Source organism: Paenibacillus sp. AR247, from assembly GCF_002968895.1.
In the GTDB taxonomy this organism is placed as follows: domain Bacteria; phylum Bacillota; class Bacilli; order Paenibacillales; family Paenibacillaceae; genus Paenibacillus_AQ; species Paenibacillus_AQ favisporus.
Window position 1 is genome coordinate 117,368 of the sequence record NZ_PCZT01000023.1, and the last position, 18,726, is coordinate 136,093.

At 54.6% G+C, this 18,726-nt stretch carries 16 protein-coding genes and 2 pseudogenes; 13 read left to right on the forward strand and 5 right to left on the reverse strand.

Annotation, left to right across the window (positions count from 1 at the left end):
* Positions 1-178 precede the first annotated feature (178 nt).
* From CPT76_RS29540 to CPT76_RS29555, 4 genes and pseudogenes are all read left to right on the forward strand, one after another.
* A pseudogene (locus CPT76_RS29540) lies at positions 179-1,250 on the forward strand (ankyrin repeat domain-containing protein); the annotation flags it as partial.
* A 319-nt stretch (positions 1,251-1,569) separates the two neighbouring features.
* Entirely contained in the window at positions 1,570-3,672 is a 2,103-nt protein-coding gene (locus CPT76_RS29545) for a TerD family protein (RefSeq protein WP_105445411.1), read from the forward strand.
* 210 nt (positions 3,673-3,882) lie between these two features.
* Complete coding sequence (locus CPT76_RS29550) at positions 3,883-4,383, forward strand: DinB family protein (RefSeq protein WP_105445412.1); 501 nt, start codon at positions 3,883-3,885, stop codon at positions 4,381-4,383.
* A gap of 270 nt (positions 4,384-4,653) precedes the next feature.
* Positions 4,654-5,682 (forward strand): SMI1/KNR4 family protein, encoded by a 1,029-nt coding sequence (locus CPT76_RS29555; protein ID WP_105445413.1) that lies wholly within the window; start codon positions 4,654-4,656, stop codon positions 5,680-5,682.
* 144 nt (positions 5,683-5,826) lie between these two features.
* On the opposite strand, the gene tatC is transcribed toward CPT76_RS29555, so the two are convergent.
* Both tatC and CPT76_RS29565 read right to left on the reverse strand, forming a co-directional pair.
* Positions 5,827-6,597 (reverse strand): twin-arginine translocase subunit TatC, encoded by a 771-nt coding sequence (gene tatC / locus CPT76_RS29560; RefSeq protein ID WP_105445414.1) that lies wholly within the window; start codon positions 6,595-6,597, stop codon positions 5,827-5,829.
* Between the two features lie 32 nt (positions 6,598-6,629).
* Positions 6,630-6,881 carry a MerR family transcriptional regulator gene (locus CPT76_RS29565; protein WP_105445415.1) on the reverse strand — a complete coding sequence of 84 codons (252 nt, stop codon included), beginning with the start codon at positions 6,879-6,881 and terminating at the stop codon, positions 6,630-6,632.
* Positions 6,882-7,160: 279 nt separating this feature from the next.
* Here CPT76_RS29565 and CPT76_RS29570 point away from each other — a divergent pair, with 279 nt between their 5' ends.
* From CPT76_RS29570 to CPT76_RS29585, 4 genes and pseudogenes are all read left to right on the forward strand, one after another.
* Positions 7,161-8,765, forward strand: coding sequence for a flavin monoamine oxidase family protein (locus CPT76_RS29570; RefSeq protein ID WP_105445416.1), 1,605 nt, complete (start codon positions 7,161-7,163; stop codon positions 8,763-8,765).
* A 28-nt stretch (positions 8,766-8,793) separates the two neighbouring features.
* Positions 8,794-9,354: a RidA family protein gene (locus CPT76_RS29575; protein WP_105445417.1), complete on the forward strand. Its 561-nt coding sequence runs from the start codon at positions 8,794-8,796 to the stop codon at positions 9,352-9,354.
* Between the two features lie 66 nt (positions 9,355-9,420).
* Positions 9,421-9,630: a twin-arginine translocase TatA/TatE family subunit gene (locus CPT76_RS29580; RefSeq protein WP_076172284.1), complete on the forward strand. Its 210-nt coding sequence runs from the start codon at positions 9,421-9,423 to the stop codon at positions 9,628-9,630.
* Between the two features lie 294 nt (positions 9,631-9,924).
* Positions 9,925-11,268: pseudogene (locus CPT76_RS29585) on the forward strand (protein adenylyltransferase SelO).
* A gap of 56 nt (positions 11,269-11,324) precedes the next feature.
* On the opposite strand, the gene CPT76_RS29590 reads toward CPT76_RS29585, so the two are convergent.
* Complete coding sequence (locus CPT76_RS29590; RefSeq protein WP_105445418.1) at positions 11,325-12,416, reverse strand: oxidoreductase; 1,092 nt, start codon at positions 12,414-12,416, stop codon at positions 11,325-11,327.
* 117 nt (positions 12,417-12,533) lie between these two features.
* On the opposite strand from CPT76_RS29590, the gene CPT76_RS29595 reads away from it, so the two are divergent.
* Positions 12,534-13,412 carry a LysR family transcriptional regulator gene (locus CPT76_RS29595; protein WP_258168990.1) on the forward strand — a complete coding sequence of 293 codons (879 nt, stop codon included), beginning with the start codon at positions 12,534-12,536 and terminating at the stop codon, positions 13,410-13,412.
* 137 nt (positions 13,413-13,549) lie between these two features.
* Positions 13,550-13,837, forward strand: coding sequence for an alpha/beta-type small acid-soluble spore protein (locus CPT76_RS29600; RefSeq protein WP_076172276.1), 288 nt, complete (start codon positions 13,550-13,552; stop codon positions 13,835-13,837).
* Positions 13,838-14,013: 176 nt separating this feature from the next.
* Here CPT76_RS29600 and CPT76_RS29605 read toward each other — a convergent pair whose 3' ends face one another.
* Both CPT76_RS29605 and CPT76_RS29610 read right to left on the reverse strand, forming a co-directional pair.
* The gene (locus tag CPT76_RS29605) at positions 14,014-15,405 is read right to left on the reverse strand and encodes a sensor histidine kinase (protein WP_105445419.1); all 1,392 of its coding nucleotides are present in this window, start codon (positions 15,403-15,405) and stop codon (positions 14,014-14,016) included.
* Positions 15,405-16,082, reverse strand: coding sequence for a response regulator transcription factor (locus CPT76_RS29610; RefSeq protein ID WP_105445420.1), 678 nt, complete (start codon positions 16,080-16,082; stop codon positions 15,405-15,407). Before CPT76_RS29610 ends, CPT76_RS29605 begins: the two co-directional genes overlap by 1 nt.
* Before the next feature lie 299 nt (positions 16,083-16,381).
* On the opposite strand from CPT76_RS29610, the gene CPT76_RS29615 reads away from it, so the two are divergent.
* The 3 genes from CPT76_RS29615 to CPT76_RS29625 form a co-directional block, all read left to right on the forward strand.
* Positions 16,382-17,131: a polyphosphate polymerase domain-containing protein gene (locus tag CPT76_RS29615; RefSeq protein ID WP_105445421.1), complete on the forward strand. Its 750-nt coding sequence runs from the start codon at positions 16,382-16,384 to the stop codon at positions 17,129-17,131.
* Entirely contained in the window at positions 17,128-17,808 is a 681-nt protein-coding gene (locus CPT76_RS29620) for a DUF4956 domain-containing protein (protein WP_105445422.1), read from the forward strand. Before CPT76_RS29615 ends, CPT76_RS29620 begins: the two co-directional genes overlap by 4 nt.
* A 19-nt stretch (positions 17,809-17,827) precedes the next feature.
* The coding region (locus CPT76_RS29625) for a carbohydrate-binding domain-containing protein (RefSeq protein ID WP_146116474.1) at positions 17,828-18,726 on the forward strand (899 nt) is incomplete at its 3' end.

An 18,726-nucleotide genomic window follows, 5' to 3' on the forward strand; every position in this document is an offset into this window, starting at 1 on the left:
AAAGATAATGATGATCATAACAATCGTCGTCAATGGCATGCACCTCGCTTCCATTTTTAATATAATTCAGGTAAATGGACCCAAGTGATATTATATTAAGCTTAATGCAGCCAAGGGGATCCGTCTACGAATTTACAAATAAATCATGTTTGATCATTCGGGCAGGGGAGAGGAAACCATGATTCAGTTGAAAGATATCGGGAAATTCGAGGAGGTTCCAGAAATCGCAATGCATATCTATCAAGGGAATATTCCGGCTTTGCGGAATGCTCTCGCGGAGGGTTGGGATATGGAGGAGGGTATCGTACTTAGCCGGTATACCGCGTTAAGTCCGCTTGACCTTGCCGTGATCGCGGAACGGCTGGATGTAGTTAAGCTGCTGGTAGAGCACGGCGTCAATCTCAATGACGCACAGAGTCCGGCTTTTTTGCGGGCTGTCCGTTACGGAAAAGAGGGGATGGTACGCTACATCGCCGCGCAGGGTGCCAGAATGGACATGCTTAATCGAGTGGGCTCTGGCGCGTATTCGCAGGCCTACTATGGCAACAAAAGCAACATCCCGCTCATTCAGGAACTGGGCCTCGATATCAAGCAGCACGGCGGGGCTGTACTTCGCCAGGCGGTGTCCGATCATGACTATAAAACCCTCAATTATTTGCTCGATCAGGGGGTGGACATTAACTACAACCAGCCGGATCAAGTCTATCCATACGAAGCAACGCCGTTAACCGTGGCCGCGCGCATCGGAAATTTCGATATGGTCAAGTATTTGATTGAGCGGGGCGCGGATGTGACGTTAGCGGAAAAGGACGGCGAACGGCCGTATACGATCGCGGTCAGCCAAAAGAACGCAGTCCTGGCCGATTATTTAAAATCGCTGGAACCGCCGGAATTTCATGACGTGGCGAATAAGAAGCATGAGCTGAGAGCGTATAAATTACCGGAGGAGCTGGTCGATCTGTTAACCGGTGACCGTCTGCGCCTTGAGTTAGCCCCCAATGAGTACGATATCCGGCATATCGATTTCTTCACATTGACCGACACGATCCCGATCAAGATCGGGCGGCAGAAGCTGCTGCGCCTATCGGCAGACATAGACAACTACTCGGATCTTCAGCTCATGTGGAATCCGAAGAAAAAAGGATGGATCGGCTGCTATGACGTCGAGCATGACAACTATTCGGACCTGTGCCGTTTTAGGAGAGTTCCTCGAGCATCCCGGTACGTATCTGGTTCGTTTTCTTGGAGGGAGAGCTGTAGAAACCGGAATGGTGCCTGAGAGTGATCGGAAAAATCTGGATGATTTTTCATACATCGTAATACTTTCGCCCTGTTGGCGCGCTTCGGAGTATGGGAAGATAGGGACATCAAAGGCTCGGGTTCAGCAAAACCCGAAGCCCTTGACCTTCAGGCTATGGCGGTCCTTCCTTCTAACTTCATTTGGCGAACATAGGGCCGCCGCTTCCCTGAAGGATTTCGATTCAGAGAGGAGGCGTCCAGGCTATCATGCTCCTTCCTTCTATAACCCTTATTAAAAATTAGGGGCATGGGTTTCCTGGACTCTTTAATATGAATATCAATACCATCTACTTACGAAGAGCCAATCATCTGATCGTGGAACAAGGGCAGGGGGGCGAGCCGCTCCCGAAGGCCTATTTGGCATCCGCCCTGAAAAATATCGAAGCGCTGGGATATACGTTTTCGTATGCCCTGCTGCGGGCGGTGCAGGATCTGTCCAAAGCGCAGTTTGAAGCATTATACCAACAACTGGTTGCGGATTTACAGGTTATGGTCGGGGCTCATGTGAAGTTTAAACCGATGTACCCGGATTTTCCGATGCAGGTCATGGAGCATAGCGATGCCGAGCTGTATCTGAATGCGATTTATCATTACCTGACGTTGGATGTACCGGCGTATGGGCATGCGGACCGGCTGCCCTTGGAGGATGAAGGTAACCTGAAAGTGATTGATTTGGGGAGCCGGGCGGAGTTCATGAGCCTGATCTCCCGGTTGATTCAAGCCAAAGGCTCCATCTCCGATAGGGACAAACAGGATATTGATGACGTCATTGCGTTTGCCGGCGCGGATGATTTGGAAGTGCTTCTTCCGGACGACATCCCGTTCAAGGAAAATGCGGCATTCATTGCTGCGTCCTTAATGAAGCATGACAAAGCCAATCTGGAGCAGATCGGACGGTACTTTCGGACAGCGACCGATGTCCTTCGGCTGGCAGCCGCATGGTCGGACGGCGACGTCAGTCTGGCCGAGGCGACGCGCTTCCGCAAATTCAAACGGCGCGAGCGACGGCTGCTGCTGGGACTGCTCGAGAAGTGCCAATCCATCACGGAAGATATGCTGCGGTACAAGGAGCGCTGGATTCGGCTGGGCGAAATTCTGCATCCTTCCGAATATAAGCATCGCTTTCGGCGGTGCGAGGAAGCCTTTGACGTCCTGCGCAACGACAAGCCGTTCACGACCTTTAATGGAAGTGTGGAGCTGGCCTTCCAATTCCGGAACGTTTGGACGCTGATCGATCTCCTGATGCAGCGCCCGGGCGAACTGGCGAGAAGGCTCGATCATCTGCTCCGGTCCACCGAGCATACGGAGTATGTCGTGCTGGCTTTTGGCGAGGTGGTTAAGGAAGTATCGACGCCGGTGCTGCTGCAGGTAAAGAACCATTTTGCCCGCCGCCGGGAACGGCAGCAATTGCGCGTCTTTTTTCCAAAAGGGAATGTCGCCAAAGCGTTTGCTCTTCGGAACAACCTTCCCGAGATTGACGAGGAGGCATGCCGGGACATCGTGCAGCTATGCGAGCAGGCGCTGATCGGGCGCTTCTCTGCCCTGCCGCCGCTCGGGAAGGTGTATGTCGATAAGCGGCTCCAAAGCTACCTCGTGCCGTTCTCCGGGCGCTCTGCCAGCAAAGCGCTGCATACGATCGTGCGCGGCAGCCGGGTGCCGATGGCGGAAGGAGATACGATCCGGTTCTTCAGCTGGTGGAAAGAGGGCCTGGTGGATGGCAAGCCGACGGGGCGCGTGGACATCGACCTGTCCGCCGTAATGTACGACCGCGACTGGCAGTATGTGGAGCATATTTCGTATACGAATTTGCGGTCATCCAAGTACCGGGCTGTGCACAGCGGAGATATCGTTACGGCCCCTCAAGGCGCGTGCGAGTTTATCGATCTGCACATTCCTTCCATCGTCGATTATGGCGGACGGTATATTGTAGCGACGCTGCATTCGTTCACAAGCCAGCCGTATTGCGATTTGCCGGAGTGCTTTACGGGCTGGATGATGCGGAAGAAGCCCGGGTCCGGCGAAATTTTTGAGCTTGGTACGGTTGCGAACAAAATCGATGTCACCGCCGATACGCAGATTGCTATCCCCGTAATCTTGGATCTGGTGGAACGCACGGTGATCTGGACGGACCTGTCTTTGACCCGGCATCCGTACTACTACAACAACGTCGAGGGGAACCAAAAAGGGATGGTCCTGATGGGCAAAGCGATGACGACTTTGCGGAAACCGGACCTATATGATCTGTTCACGCTCCATGCCAAGGCCCGCGGGGAGCTGACCGAAACTCCGGGGGAGGCCGATACGGTGTTCTCTGTGGAGCAAGGGGTAACTCCTTATGATATCGAGGAAATTATGGCGGAATATATGTTGTAGATTCGGATATACCGAAAAACGTAAAGAGATTAACCGATAACCGACTCATGGCGATCATGCGTCGGTTCTTTGCGTTCCTGATTTTTTTAATAAAATTCGCAACTATGACAATCCCTGTCACCAATATGGGCTAAGATGGACGTATGAAAGGCCGAAAGGAAGCAGAGGCTGGTCGTAAGAAACTTTAACCATCAAAAGGAGGAAGATGTGATGTATGTGACGGTAGAGGATTTTATTAAGGAATGGAACAAGGAAGCCGAATTGACGCAGGGGGTTCTGGATGCGCTGACGGATGAATCGCTGGGGCAGCAGGTCTATTCGGAAGGACGTACTTTGGGCAGGATCGCCTGGCATTTTGTCTCGAATATCCCTGACTATTTGAATGAATTCGGCATCAAGATGGATAAGGTCGCAAATCCGGATGAAGTCCCTTCCGCTAAAGAGATTGCGGATACCTTCCGCACGGTCAGCTCGGCAGCCGCCAAGGCACTGGAAGAGCAGTGGACCGATGAATCTCTTAGCAAGGAACAGAATGCTTTTGGGCGAATGGAATCCAATGCCTCCATCCTGATGGGGCTGATCAAGCATATTGCGCATCATCGGGGTCAAGCGACGGTTCTGATGCGTCAAGCGGGACTGGGCATACCGGCCGTCTACGGGCCATCGAAGGAAGGATGGGTGAAGCTGGGGGTACAGCAGCCGCCGCTGTAAAATCATTGGGCGCCATTTTACCCTTATGAATGATTAAATTGTATTGACGGACCTACGGTAGGTATGTAGAGTGAAATCCAACATACCTTCGGTAGGTTTTTTGTATGGGATGAGAGTCCTTAGCAGCAAAACCTGGCCGAAACGAGCGTCTAACATCATAGACGCTTTTTTCATAAATACTATGCAACTCCTTGATGCTGCCGCGGCCTGGAGAACCGCCTTCGGAAAATGCTATAATCACAGCAAGAGTATATCGCAGGGGGAATGAGGATGAGCGAGGATCTATTGGAACAGCTGGAGACATGGCATGAAGAGGATGAATACGAACGCATCGTAGAGGCCGTAACGGAAATTCCTGCGGAGGAGCGGAATTATGAGCTGGTCGGCCATTTAGGCCGGGCGCTGAACAATCTGGAGCGCTACGAGGAGGCGGTGCAGCAGTTTCTGACTGTTGCCGAGGAAGGGGCGGAAGATCCGCTCTGGCATTACCGGATTGGACTGGCCTATTATTACCTGGAGCAGTACGATGACGCCGAGCGGGAGTTTACTCGTGCCGATGAGCTGGAGCCGGGGGATGAGGATACCCTGGAGTTTCTGGAATGGATCCGTGCCAAGAAGGCCGGGGAATTCGAGGAAGAGACGGATGATCATTTGGATTCAGACGATTCGGCGGAAGACAACAGCGGCTCGGATGAAGCCGGGGAAACCGATGAAACGGACGGTGCCGCGGCGGCTGTGGCTGCGGTGAATGCCATCCCATCGGATGAAGCCAATTTAGATGTGCAGTATGGCTCGCCAAATGAGGGTTTCGATATCAACAACTTCTGGAACGACGCCGATCCCGATGCGGAATTGTACGTTTCGGCTCCGCCGACGGATGATCTGATCGATTCCGTGCAGGAGGAACTGGTGTTCAAGCTGCCGGTGTTTTATGTGCAGATGATGAGAATACATAATGGGGGCATTCCCCGCAGCAGGTACTTCCCGCTGGGTGAAGCCGCAGATGGGGCGCCAAGCGGGGTCCGGATTCACGGCATGTTCGGCATCGGCCGGGACAAAGCCAAGTCGCTCTGCGGGGCCTCCGGCAGCCGGTCTATCATCGAGAACGGTGGTTATCCGGAGTTCGGCGTCGTCATTTGCGACTGCCCGCAGGAGTCCGGCGTGGTCATGCTGGATTACCGCGGCTCCGGCAACGATGGAGAGCCTGAGGTTGTGCATGTAGAACAGGCAAACGGGCGTAAGATCACCCGGCTCGCGCCCGATTTTGAAACCTTTGTCCGCGGACTAGTTAACGCCTAGGGCCCGTGACAACAAATTCGCCATGAACGCGTGAGCGGGGATGGAATCCCAGCCATATCGCGCCAAAAAATCAAGAGGAAGCTGTTCCCTCGCAGGGAGCCAGCTTCCTTTTATGTCATAGGGGGCAGTTCCATTTCCGTACTTTTAGGTTGCCGAATAGGAGCCATCCGTGACGGCATGCTCCAATGCTTCTTTCGCACGCTGCTTCTTGCGATGCACCCAACCGGTCAGCCAAGCGCTGATTTCGACAAGGCGATGAGCGGAACAGCCACCATGAGATGGGGAGACGAGGTCAGGCGGCGAGATGAGTGCAGCCACGGCAACCAGAACGACGTACGCATAACGCCTCATTCCTTTTAGAATCGACGGGTTTAAGATCCCGATCCGGGCCAGAAACATAACGATCACGGGCAGTTCGAAGGCAATGGCGAGCGGGATCATGATATTGAACATAAACCCGAAGTACTGGGATACCCCATAGGTCTCCACAAGGCCGATCTGACGGTTGATGCCGGCTGTAAAGCGCAGGCTCATCGGAAAGACGACGAAATACGCAAAGGCCACGCCCACCAGAAAGCATGATGCAGAGAACGGAATGTAGCGGACCGCCGCCTTTTGCTCGCCAGGCTTGAGTCCCTGGCTGACAAACCGCCAAATCTGGTACATGCCAAAGGGTATGGTCGGCAGCAGCGACAGTACCACGGCAATGCTCATATAAATCCGCAGTCCGTCCCATGGCGAGAAGACGTTCCATGCGACGTGGAGTGGGGAATGCTTCCGCAGCAGCGTCAGGATATGAGGGGCTGCAAACAAGCCGGCTGCCATACTGACGATGAATACGGCGGCGATCCAAAGGATCCGTTTTCTAAGCTCGGCGATATGCCCGAGCAGGGTCATCGTATTTTTCGCTTCCATAGGCGAAAATCACTCCTCCCAAGTCATGTCCGTTACCGGAAGGCCGGCGTGCAGCGCGGCGTTTTCGATTTTTTCATTTCCTTCAGTTCCAGCGTATTAAATCCCTCCTGCATTTTTTGATAAATGTCCTGAATGGCCTTTACGTCTTCAAAAGAATATCGGCGGTTACCTCCTTTCGTTCGCTCCGGGAAGATCAGTTTCCGTTCCTCGTAATACCGGATTTGGCGTTCCGACAAGCCGGTCAGCTCGCAGACGACCCCAATGCTCATCACCTTGCTCTCCATGCTTTTTACCTCCTGTGCAAGTATAGTTAACCCCGGACCATTACAGAAACAGCCAGGATTCAAACCTAGAAGAAGATAAAACAAAGAGAAGAGACACACCAACAGATGTTTGTGGAAGGAATTATGACATGATTTTAAGGAAAACCCATTAAAAATGCAATCCGTTTTTAAAAATAAAAAATTCTTGTAAGAAATCCTTACACAAATTCACCGAAAACTAAATTTCTTTGCTAAGATCGCCTCAAGAGGTTCCATTCCACTAGCGAAGGAGTGATCGAGGTGACAATCAAGGAGCAACCGAAAGAGATGACCCGCAGACAATTTCTGTCGACCGTCGGCAAAGTAGGGGGATCCGTTGCCGTCTTCAGCCTGATGGGAACGATGGGACTGCTGTCGCCGGAGACGATGAAGGCCGCCGAATATGAGCCGCCGGGCCCGAATGATCTGCACTTAAGCGGACGGGGCGGTAAAAAAATCATCATTCTCGGCGCCGGGATCGCCGGCATGACGGCAGCGTACGAACTGGGATTGGCCGGGTACGACTGCACGATTCTCGAGGCAAAAAGCCGGGCTGGCGGCCGATGCTGGACCATACGCGGCGGCACGTCAGAGGCAGAAATCGGTTCGGGTACCCAAACGTCCCGCTTCGATAAGGGCTTGTATTTCAATGCCGGCCCAATGCGCATTCCGCAGTTCCATGTCACCCTGGAGTACTGCCGGAAATTCGGCGTTGCGATCGAACCGTTCAACAACGTGAACGAAAGCGGCTATTACTACAACGAAAACGTCGGCCCTTTATCCGGTCAAAAGGTGCCGAAACGGGCTGCCAAAGCGGACGTACGCGGCTACGTCGCGGAAATGCTCGCCAAGGCGGTTGACCAGAACGCGCTCGATCTTCCGCTCACGGCTGAAGAGAAGATGAAGCTCGTCGATTACTTAAAGGTGGAGGGGGACCTGAACCCCGATTTGTTCTACAAAGGCTCGCAGCGCGGCGGATACAAGGATGAGCCGGGGAGCCGGCTTGATGCCGGGGTTCTCCGCGATCCGTTCGATCTAAAGTCGATCATCAACTCCGGCTTCGGCAAGTATTTCAGCAATGAGTACGAATACGACCAGCAGATGATGATGTTCCACCCGATCGGCGGGATGGACGCTATTGCGAAGGCGTTCGAGAAGCGGGTTGGCAATCGGATCAAATTCCGGGCCGAGGTCAAGGAGATCCGCCAGTCCTCGTCGGGCGTGAGAATCGTGTACACCGACATGGCATCCGGCCGGGAGCAGGAGGTCAAAGGGGATTACTGCATCTGCACCATTCCGTTATCCGTGCTGAAGAAGATCCCCGCTGATTTTTCCCCCGAAATGTCCAAGGCGATTCAGAGCATCAACTACGCCTCTGCCGGAAAGATCGGGCTGCAGTTCAAGCGGCGCTTCTGGGAAGAGGATGAGCACCTGTACGGGGGCAGCAGCTTGACGAATATGGACATTACGCAGATTTATTACCCGCCGACCGATTATTTCGGGAAAAAGGGAGTCCTCCTCGGCTACTATGCCTACGGCGGGGTTGCCGACAAGCTCGGGGCCATGTCGTACGCTGAGCGTGAGAAGCTGGCGCTGGCACAGGGGGCCAAGATCCATCCGCAGTATCCAAAAGAGTTCGAATCCTCCTATTCGATCAACTGGAAAACGATCAAGTATCAAGAGGGCGGCTGGGTTTCATACTCAGCAAACGACCGCAAAACGTACTATCCGACACTGTGCAAGCCTGACAACCGGATTTACCTGGCCGGTGAGCATATCAGCTACATTACCGCTTGGCAGGCCGGAGCGATCGAGTCCGCCCGCGAAGTGGTCACCGATATCCATCAGCGTGTCATGAAATCATAGATCCATATCTAGAAGGGGCTGGTCTTTTATGATGAAAAAAATGAAAACGGCGCTGCTGATGACGGCTCTGCTTGGCACCGTCAGCGTCACGGCATATGCCGACAGCGCCGCCCATACCCCGGCGAAACCGGCCAAGCCGATCAAGACGGCGCCGGCGCCGGCATTTTACGGAAGCCCGTCGTCGTCCATATCCAGCGGCGTGGTCGTTCCCGAAGGCGCATCGTACTTGTTCACGAGCGGCACCGTCCCGCCGGTACTGAACAAGGACGGCAAGACGGTCTATGAACGCTACGGGGATACGAAAACGCAGGGCATCGGCATTTTGAAGGAAATCGAAAAGCAGTTGAAGGAGCAGGGCCTTGGCCTGAAAGATGTCGTTTACCTGCGGGTATACATCGCCCCTGACGCCCAGAAGGGCGGCACGTTTGACTATACGGGTTGGTTCGATGCCTATGCGCAGTTCTTTAATACCGAAGCCAATCCGGTAAAGCCGGCCCGCTCAACGGTAGGCGTGGCGAGCCTGGTGAGTTCCGACTGGCTGATTGAGATCGAAGCGGTGGCCGTGAAGCCGGATTCGAAGAAGAAGTGAGGCAGGAGCACGGATTTCGCTAAGGCGGAATGTTCTCCATGACAAATGAGAAGGAGCTGATTGGCTATGTTTCAAAACGTAGGATTTGCCGGGTTGATGATGATTCTGGTCGTCGTGCTGATTTTGTTCGGTCCCTCCAAGCTGCCGGAGCTGGGCCGTGCGGTGGGACGCACGCTCTCCGAATTCAAGTCGTCCGCCAGGGACCTTGTCGGTGAGGATAAAGAAGAAGACAAAGAGCGTGAGCGAGAGTCCGGTATCATTAAAATCAAAGGATAAAGGGTAGGACCAACGTATCCGCCGATCAACGGCCACCCTGTGTAGCCAGCCCCGTCATTCAACACGAATGGCAGGGCTGTTTGCGTTGAACCGGCCGAAGCGCATCATGGTTTCCACCGCTGTGTTCTTTTATAATGGAAGAACCAGGCATAGTTTGGCTGCTGCAGTTCTGGGCCGCATAATAAATTTGATACGGCACAGGATATGAAGCAGTGGAACCGGCCTTGGCCATAAGACAATCAGGCTGTCATCATGCGAAGAATGATTTGACTAGGATTGAAAAAGGAGACCTTTATGACGGATACACAAGGAAAACTGGAGGCGGGATGGCATTTAGACAACAGCTACGCCGGGCTGCCGGATCTGTTTTATACCCGGCAGGATCCGGTGCCGGTTCGTTCGCCGCGGATCGTGGCATTCAATGAGCCGCTGGCGGCGTCGCTCGGTTTAAACGCTCAGGCGCTCATGAGCGATGAAGGAGCTGCGGAACTGGCGGGAAACCGCATTCCGGAAGGGGCGCAGCCACTCGCTCAGGCATACGCAGGGCATCAATTCGGCCATCTTACGATGCTGGGCGACGGGCGGGCGGTCCTGCTGGGCGAGCAGGTCACACCGAGGGCAAGCGAGTGGATATTCAGCTCAAAGGAGCGGGCCGAACGCCATACTCCCGTGGTGGCGACGGACGAGCGGCCTTGGGGCCGATGCTGCGTGAATACATCATCAGCGAGGCCATGCATGGCCTTGGCATTCCGACGACCCGCAGCTTGGTCGTGACGGCCACAGGTCAGTCCATTACCCGCGAGGAAGAGCTGCCGGGCGCGATTTTGACCCGCGTGGCGGCGAGCCATATCCGCGTCGGCACGTTTCGCGCCAGGCCGCTCTGATCGCGAAGTGGCAGCTGTCGGATTCATCCACGGCGTCATGAATACGGACAACATGACCCTCAGCGGGGAAACGATCGACTACGGTCCGTGCGCCTTTATGGATACCTACGATCCGGCCACCGTGTTCAGCTCCATCGACTCACAAGGCCGGTATGCCTACGGCAACCAGCCGTACATCGGCTCCTGGAATCTCGCCCGATTGGCGGAAGCCTTGCTGCCGCTGCTGCATGAGGACGAGGAGCAGGCCGTTAAACTGGCGGAGAATGCGGTCGAGACTTTTGCTGGTCTGTTTAATGAATACTGGCTTGCAGGGATGCGGGCGAAGCTTGGGATCTTCCATGAAGAACCGGAGGACGAGGCTCTCATCGAAGAACTCTTGGGGCTCATGAAGACGCATCGCGCCGACTACACCAATACGTTTCTTGCCTTAACGTTTGACCGGTTTGAGGGAACTCCGCTGCATGGCATCGAAGAGTTCGATGCCTGGCATACGCGCTGGCAGGCAAGGCTTGACCGGCAGCCCGAAACTAAAGAGGCTGCGCATCAATTGATGCGGGACAGCAATCCGGCGGTCATTCCGCGGAACCACCGGGTGGAAGAAGCGCTGGAGGCGGCGGAGCAGGACGGTGATTACGAAGTGATGCACCAGCTGCTGCAGGTTCTGGCCGATCCTTACGCGCATACGCCGGAACAGGCCGAGTATGCCGTCGTACCGGAGACGACGTACGGGTATCGGACCTATTGCGGAACCTGATATAAGATCATGAGAAAGGACCAGCGGAGCTGGCCCTTTTTTTGTAGGAACACGTCTTAGCCCAATACTTCCTCTTCCTTTAAAGTGGCCATCGGCTGGAGAAAACGGTGATCAAACGCTCGCAGCGTGCCCCCCTCCCGTATCTTGTTCACCCAATCCGGATTGGCCAGTGCGCTGGTTCCGACGGCGATCAGATCGGCTGCTCCTGCAATAAGCATTTGTTCAGCCCTTTCAGGATCACCCAGTTTTCCATTGGCGATCACGGGAAGGCCGCTGTATCGTTTGGCGAGCTCTGCAAGGGTCGGCCCCCCATCCGAGAAGGCGGGCATCCATGCCTTATACTCGGTCGTATGAAGGTAACTGGCGGAAGCTGCGGCCAATTCTCCGAAGATGATTTTTGCATCTTCTTCCCCATGAGCCCATTTGTGGTCAAAATCGTTCACCTTCCCTTGCGAAATGCGAACGCCGACCAAATAATCCGGGCCAACGGCGGAGCGGATGGCTCTAAGGACTTCTACTGCGAAGCGGATGCGCCGGATTGTTGGGCCGCCATAATCATCCGTGCGCCGGTTTGTATAATCCGTAATAAACTGATCGAGAAGATAGCCGTTGGCGGCATGAATCTCCACACCGTCAAATCCGGCGTACTTAGCGCGGAGAGCGGCCTGCTTGAACCCTTCGATCGTTCTTTGAATCTCTGCCAGCGTCATAGCCTTTGGAACAGCGAACTCACCGCTGCCCCCGTGATCCTCCAGCATCGTTCCAACAGGCTGCACCGCAGACGGTGCGATCGGAGTGAAAGCATGATGCTGGACTAACGCGCCTGCATGCATCAACTGGGCAATGATTTTCCCACCTTCCCGGTGCACGGCCTCAATGATCGGTATCCACGAATCGGCTTGTGCTATGCTGGCGATACCGGGCTGATGATGATAACTCCGGCTGAATTCCTCATCCGGGTACAGTCCCTCCGTGATGATCAAGCCGAATCCCCCTTTTGCAAAACGGGAATAATAACGTGCCATACGATCGTTAGCCACTCCGTTCGGCTCCGCACTGGTGCGTGTCATCGGCGCCAGAACCGCCCGATTCGGAAGCGGTAGGGTACCTAGCATATAACCGTTAAAAAGTTTCGGATATTGCTTCATATTTAAAAAACCTCCCTTTATTTTTTTGATAGCGGACTTTCGTTACACCTGGCTGTTGACCTGAGATGATTGTATCCTGCCTGTTCAATACCGGGAGATGGAGCTAACGACTTGAAAGTGTTTATGGCTATTGTGAAGGAAGGCAGCATTACCCGCGCAGCTGAGAAGCTGGGCTATGTACAGTCCAACCTCACTACAAGGGTGCGAAAGCTGGAATCGGAGTTGGGGGCGCAGCTGTTTCTTAGGACACCGAAGGGGGTAGTCCTCGCCGAGAAAGGACTTGTTTTGTATCAATATGCCTCGGACATTCTCATGCTGGCCGAGGAGGCAGCCAAGGCTGTCAAGGAGCCTGACTATCCTTGCGGTCCACTGTCGATCGGCGTGGTGGAGACGATAGCTTCAACGGCCCCATTTATTCAGGCGCTGTCCGAATTTCAGACCCAATACCCTGAGGTGAGCCTGTCTTTGGTGACTGCAACTTCGAAGGAAAATTACGAGAAAGTTCTGGATCGGCGCTTGGACGGCGCCTTCTTGACCGGAGAGTTTGAACTGTCCTCACTGCAGGTCGCCTTTGAAATACAGGAAGAAGTGGTGCTCCTAACGCCTGCAGGTCAAGGAACAGAAGCATTTGCTAAGACGGGGAATCCTGCATGGGTCGTGTTTCCGAAGGGCTGCCCACTGCGTGCTGCGAACGAAGATTGGCTCCATAGCCAAGAGGAACAATGTGTGAATATGATCGAGGTCAGCACTTTGGAGACCATGCTAAATTGCGTTCGTGCGGGAATCGGCAGTGCGTTTCTGACCCGGATGGCGGTTACTGCGACTGCGGATGAAGATGGTGTTCGCATGTATCCGGTTCCCGAACAATACCAATTTGTGACCACACGATTGGTGTCCCGGAAGGAGCAGTTCCAAAGCCAAGCGTTCCTTGCTTTCGCCGCATGTGTACAAAGGGCAGGACAGCGGTTTAACTTGGCAGGCTATGCAAATGTTTAAGCGTTAAAGATACCTTCTGGATTGATCCCATACTAAAGCCTTCATACAGGAAGGCAGGAACAGGCAGCGCTTAGGGAGGATGGACCTGGCTGTCTCCGGGCATGTTAAGGGAAAACAAGTGGGGAGATGAAGCTAGGATGTCCAGAAGAAACCGAAAATACGCGGTGCCAGGGGTTGCCAGGGACATGCAGACGTTTAAAGCAGAAGTCATGCGGCGCGAAGGGTATGACGTGGACCCGAACCGGCCGGATGACGTAAAGTACGAAGTGGCCAAAGACCTCGGCGTGCCGCTCAGTCCGGACGGCAACGGCGAGCTCACGACGGAATCGGTCGGCCATGTCGGAGGCAAAATCGGCGGCTCGATGGTCCGCGAGATGATCCGGCTGGCCCAGCAGCAGCTGGCGGAGAAGGACGGGCAGAAGTAGCGGCATTAGGCTGTGACATGGCGGCTTCTCTTAGTGAGCAAGGATTGCGCTGGAGTCTCCGAAGCTTATACTTTTTTATATGTAAAAAAGGCACCCCAACGGGTGCCTTTATTTATTCTATCTCGCTATCGTTACAGTCGGTCGCTTACCGGTCCCTTGTTCAATGGCTGTACTGCTCACCCCAGCTGCACATCAAACGTCGTTTTCTCGTTCGGCACGCTCTTCACGGACATTTTCCCTTTATGCTGCTCGACGATCGATTTAGCGATCGCCAGGCCAAGGCCATATCCGCCGTGCTTGCGGGAGCGTGAGGCGTCGACGCGGTAGAACCGGTCGAAGATGTTGTCTAAATGCTCTGGGGCGATGCCCTCGCCCGTATTCGTCACCCGCAGCAGCAGATGGTTATGCTGCTTCTTCAGGCTCAGATGGATCGAGCCCCGTGGATTGGTATATTTGATGGCGTTGTCCAGCAGGATCATGACGACCTGCTTGATCTGCTCACTGCTGCCGGTTAAAGTCAGACGCGGCTCGATATCGTAAGTGAAGGACAGCTCCTTTTCGAAAATGACCGCTTCCATCGTAAGAATGACGCTTTCGACGGCTTCGCTGAGATCAAACGGCACGAAGATCATATGGCCCCGCGCATCGTCCATCTGCGTCAGGTACAGGAGATCGTTCGTGAGCGTCTTCATGCGCTCGGTCTCCGATTTGATATGCTGGAGCCATTTCGACTGCGACCGGATCGTCTCGTCGCTGTTGGCCAGCAGCACATCTGCGTTCGTGTTGATGACCGCAAGCGGCGTCTTCAGCTCATGCGAGGCGTCCGCGATAAACTGCTTCTGCTTGTCGAAGGCTTCGCGGACCGGCTCGATAGACCGGTTGGCGAAATATCGGCTCGTCAGATAGATGACCGCCAGCATGACCAGCGCCACGATGGAAAAGGTGTAGATCAGGTTGGTGATGATTTTCAGCTGTGCCGTCACGTCCAGGAATACAATGGAATAGCCGCTGGGAGTCTGCTGAACGCTGTAAGCCCAGCGCGTTCCTTCGAGGGTGAACTGGGCGTCGCGGACGGGCTTGGAAGCCGCCTCTTCCTTGGCCGTCTCATAGAACGTATCCTCCATATCAAACCTCGTGTTCTTGGACAGGAGATTCCACTCCCGGTCGGTCTTCAGCTCGAAGGATACCGACAGCTCCGGCGGGGGGATCTGCCCTTCCCGGGGGCGGCGTAGATCGGTATCTCCCGTGGCAGGCAGCTCTCCGCCGATGCCTCGGGAACCCTGGGTCTGTGCGGCGCTATCGCCCGTGCCGGACAGGCTGCCCGTTTTACCGCCGCTTCCGGTCTGCGCCAGCGAAGCCCCGCCCTGCCCGGAGCCTTTCCCCGGGCTTTGCTTTCCGGGCCCGCCATCCTTGTGGTAAAACTCCGAGACACGCTCCAGTTCCATGCCGATATCGCGGCGCACGTTTTGATAAGTAATGACGTAAATCGTGGCAAAGGCGACCAGCATGATGATGGTGATGATGACCATGTTCATCAGCAGGAACCGGTTGCGCAGCTTCTTGAACATTAAGAAGTCGCCTCCAATACATAGCCGACGCCCCGGATCGTGCTGATCCGAACCGAGGCGTTCAGGAACGCCAGCTTTTTCCGCAGAAACGAAATATACACTTCCACATTATTGTGTTCCGCATCGGAGTCAAAACCCCACAGCTTCTCGATCATCTGCTCCTTGGACGTCACCGCCGACTTTCGCAGCATCAGCAGTTCGAGCAGCTCACACTCTTTCAAAATCAGCTTCAATTCCTTCCCGTTGCAGCTCAGCTTGAGCGTGGACGTGTTCAGCTCGATATCGCCGAATTTCAGGCCATCCTCGGGGACAACCTCGCCTTTGCGGCGCAGCGCCGCCCGGATCCGGGCAAGCAGCTCGCCCGTCGAGAACGGTTTGGCGACATAATCGTCGGCCCCGCAGTCCAGCCCCGTAATCGTGTCCGTAATTTCGCCCTTGGCAGTGAGCATGATGACCGGTGTTGCGATGCCTTCGGCCCGGATCGTCTTCAGTAGTGTAATTCCGTCCATCCCCGGCAGCATGATGTCGAGCAGCAGCAGATCATAGATCCCGCTGAGGGCGTTATCCAGTCCCGTCTGGCCGTCGTGGACGGCATCGACGGAGTAATGGTTTTTCTTCAAAATCTGGGTCAGTGCCTCGGCCAGGTTAACCTCGTCTTCCACAATTAATATCCGCATGATCGTAATCTCCTTCATACCTCTAGTGCAGCGTTATTGTCCCTTAATTATAAGAAGCGAACCTTTAATCAACCTTTAACGCCTTGAACGGCGGCCTTTCGGGCTGCGGTCGGACGGACCTGAACCTCAGCTCCTTCGCTTGTCCCTTATTGTACAATGGTGCACTTGTTTTGTAATCGGCATGTAAACGGGATGTTATCGCAATGTTTAAGATTCGTTAAAGGTTAAGCCATTAAGCTACAAACATGAAGGGCGATGAGCCCGGGTGAATCTGCATAAACGAAAGGAGCGACATGACGATGGCTATTGAAGTGTTTAATCGGTATGAGAACAAGTATCTGATGGACACCAAGGCTTTTTACAACATTTACAACGACCTGATGGCATATATGGAACCGGATGAAAACAACAAAGACAACAAGTTCTACACCATCAGCAACTTGTACTACGATACGGAGCATCATACGCTCATTCGTACGAGTTTGGCCAAGCCCAAGTACCGGGAAAAACTGCGGATCCGGTCGTACGGCGTGCCGGAGAGCGATGCCAAGGTATATCTGGAGCTGAAGAAGAAGGTGTTCGGCCTGGTGAACAAAAGAAGAACTTCACTCAAGCTTCATGAGGCATACGAATTCGTCCGGACGGGGGTGCCGCCGGAGTTCCGAAAGGGCATGAACCGCCAGGTGGTCAGCGAAATCGAGTATTTTCTGAGCCGGTACGAGCTGAAACCGATGGTGTATCTGGCATACGACCGCATCGCCTTGTTCTGCAAGGGGAACCGGGATCTGCGGATCACCTTCGACACCAACATCCGCTCGCGGCGGTACGATCTTGCGCTAGAGGCCGGGGATTACGGGGATCAGCTGATGGAGCGGGGACAGTGGCTGATGGAGGTCAAGGCCGAGAAGACCGTTCCGGTCTGGCTGTCCAAAATGCTCTCCGAGCATCAGATGTACCGTACAAGCTTCTCCAAATACGGGAACGAGTATAAGAAATCGATACGCCATGCGAATGCACCAGTTGTGGAAAGGGAGAGAGCTGTTTTATGATCGATTCTATTTTAAATTCGTCCGCTGCGGACACGACCTTATCGTTATCTCATGCGCTTCTGACGCTGGCCATCGCCATCGTACTGGGTGCCATTATCAGCTTCACTTACATGAAAACACAGCCTGCCTATTCGCCGAGCTTCACCTTAACGATGATGGTGCTGCCGGCGATCGTGGCCATCATTATTATGCTGATCGGCAGCAACATCGCCCGGGCGTTCAGCCTGGCCGGCGCCTTCTCGATCATCCGGTTCCGGAGTGCGCCGGGAGATTCGAAGGACATCTCCTATGTTCTGTTCTCGATGGCGGCAGGGTTATCCGCCGGGGTTGGCGCCTTTGGGTATGCTGTGCTGTTTACCGTGATCCTCTGCGTGCTGATGTACGTATTGAAGCTGATCAAATTCGGCACCCGCAAAGACGCGATCAAAACGCTCAAGGTGACCATCCCGGAAAACCTCGGTTACGAGGAGGCATTTGAGGAGATTTTCCGCAAGCACAACGTCGAGTATGAGCTGAAAAAGGTCAAGACCACCGAGCTCGGCAGCCTCTATGAGGTGGTGTACTCGGTGAAAATGGGGCCGCAGACGAATCAGAAGGAATTTCTGGACGCGATCCGGACCCGCAACGGCAATCTGGACATTACGCTGACGATGAACCCTGCGGTGCAGGAATATTAAACGAAACGAGGATGATCCGATGAAACATTCCTATAAAATGAAATTTGCCGCGATTCTGATCCTGTCGGCCATGCTGGCCTCCGGGTGCACGACTAATGCGGCGAGCAATACGACGACAGCGGCGGACGGCACGGCGACCGAGGCGACGGCAACGACGACGGTGAATGCGAGCGAAGCGAACGCGAAGCTGGCCAGCTTGAAAATCAAGGACTTGGTGGAGTATGATGCCGATGATACGACGGTGGACTGGTCAGCCGGCGACTCCACGGTCATCAAGCTGAACGGGACGGACGCGACCGTGACGGGCGCAGGCGCAAAGTCCAGCGGAGGCAATGTAACAATATCCTCGGCCGGAACGTATGTGATCAGCGGCAAGCTGCAAGGTGGCAGTATTGTGGTCGATGCTGGTAAAGACGACATCGTGCGTTTGGTGCTGAACGGAGCGCAAATCGCGAGCTCGGACGGCCCGGCGATCCAGGTTAAGCAAGCCGGCAAAACGGTGCTGACACTGCCGAAAGGGACGCAGAACACACTGTCGGACGGCACGAAGTACGCGGATACGTCCGATGAGGCGCCGACGGCTGCCCTGTTCAGCCAGGACGATCTGACGATTAACGGCACCGGCCAGCTGACCGTGCAGGGGAATTACAAGGACGGCATCACCAGCAAGGACGATCTGAAAATCGTCAGCGGTACGCTGAGCGTCAACGCAGCGGACGACGGCATCATCGGCCGCGATCTGGCCGCCGTCAAAGCGGGCACGATCAACGTCAACGCCGGCGGGGACGGCTTCAAGACGACTTATGACGGGGACAAGACCGATAAAGGGTATCTGCTTATCGAGGACGGCACGTTCCATGTTGAATCCGGCAGCGACGGCTTCCAGGCGGCTACTTCGCTCCTCATCGACGGCGGAAC

What these genes read in the sequence shown, in the direction of transcription:
- CPT76_RS29545 (WP_105445411.1), top strand. Translation starts at nt 1,570, where the DNA reads ATGAATATCAATACCATCTACTTACGAAGAGCCAATCATCTGATCGTG.
- CPT76_RS29550 (WP_105445412.1), top strand. Translation starts at nt 3,883, where the DNA reads ATGTATGTGACGGTAGAGGATTTTATTAAGGAATGGAACAAGGAAGCC.
- CPT76_RS29555 (WP_105445413.1), top strand. Translation starts at nt 4,654, where the DNA reads ATGAGCGAGGATCTATTGGAACAGCTGGAGACATGGCATGAAGAGGAT.
- tatC (WP_105445414.1), bottom strand. Translation starts at nt 6,597, where the DNA reads ATGGAAGCGAAAAATACGATGACCCTGCTCGGGCATATCGCCGAGCTT.
- CPT76_RS29565 (WP_105445415.1), bottom strand. Translation starts at nt 6,881, where the DNA reads ATGGAGAGCAAGGTGATGAGCATTGGGGTCGTCTGCGAGCTGACCGGC.
- CPT76_RS29575 (WP_105445417.1), top strand. Translation starts at nt 8,794, where the DNA reads ATGATGAAAAAAATGAAAACGGCGCTGCTGATGACGGCTCTGCTTGGC.
- CPT76_RS29580 (WP_076172284.1), top strand. Translation starts at nt 9,421, where the DNA reads ATGTTTCAAAACGTAGGATTTGCCGGGTTGATGATGATTCTGGTCGTC.
- CPT76_RS29590 (WP_105445418.1), bottom strand. Translation starts at nt 12,416, where the DNA reads ATGAAGCAATATCCGAAACTTTTTAACGGTTATATGCTAGGTACCCTA.
- CPT76_RS29600 (WP_076172276.1), top strand. Translation starts at nt 13,550, where the DNA reads ATGTCCAGAAGAAACCGAAAATACGCGGTGCCAGGGGTTGCCAGGGAC.
- CPT76_RS29605 (WP_105445419.1), bottom strand. Translation starts at nt 15,405, where the DNA reads ATGTTCAAGAAGCTGCGCAACCGGTTCCTGCTGATGAACATGGTCATC.
- CPT76_RS29610 (WP_105445420.1), bottom strand. Translation starts at nt 16,082, where the DNA reads ATGCGGATATTAATTGTGGAAGACGAGGTTAACCTGGCCGAGGCACTG.
- CPT76_RS29615 (WP_105445421.1), top strand. Translation starts at nt 16,382, where the DNA reads ATGGCTATTGAAGTGTTTAATCGGTATGAGAACAAGTATCTGATGGAC.
- CPT76_RS29620 (WP_105445422.1), top strand. Translation starts at nt 17,128, where the DNA reads ATGATCGATTCTATTTTAAATTCGTCCGCTGCGGACACGACCTTATCG.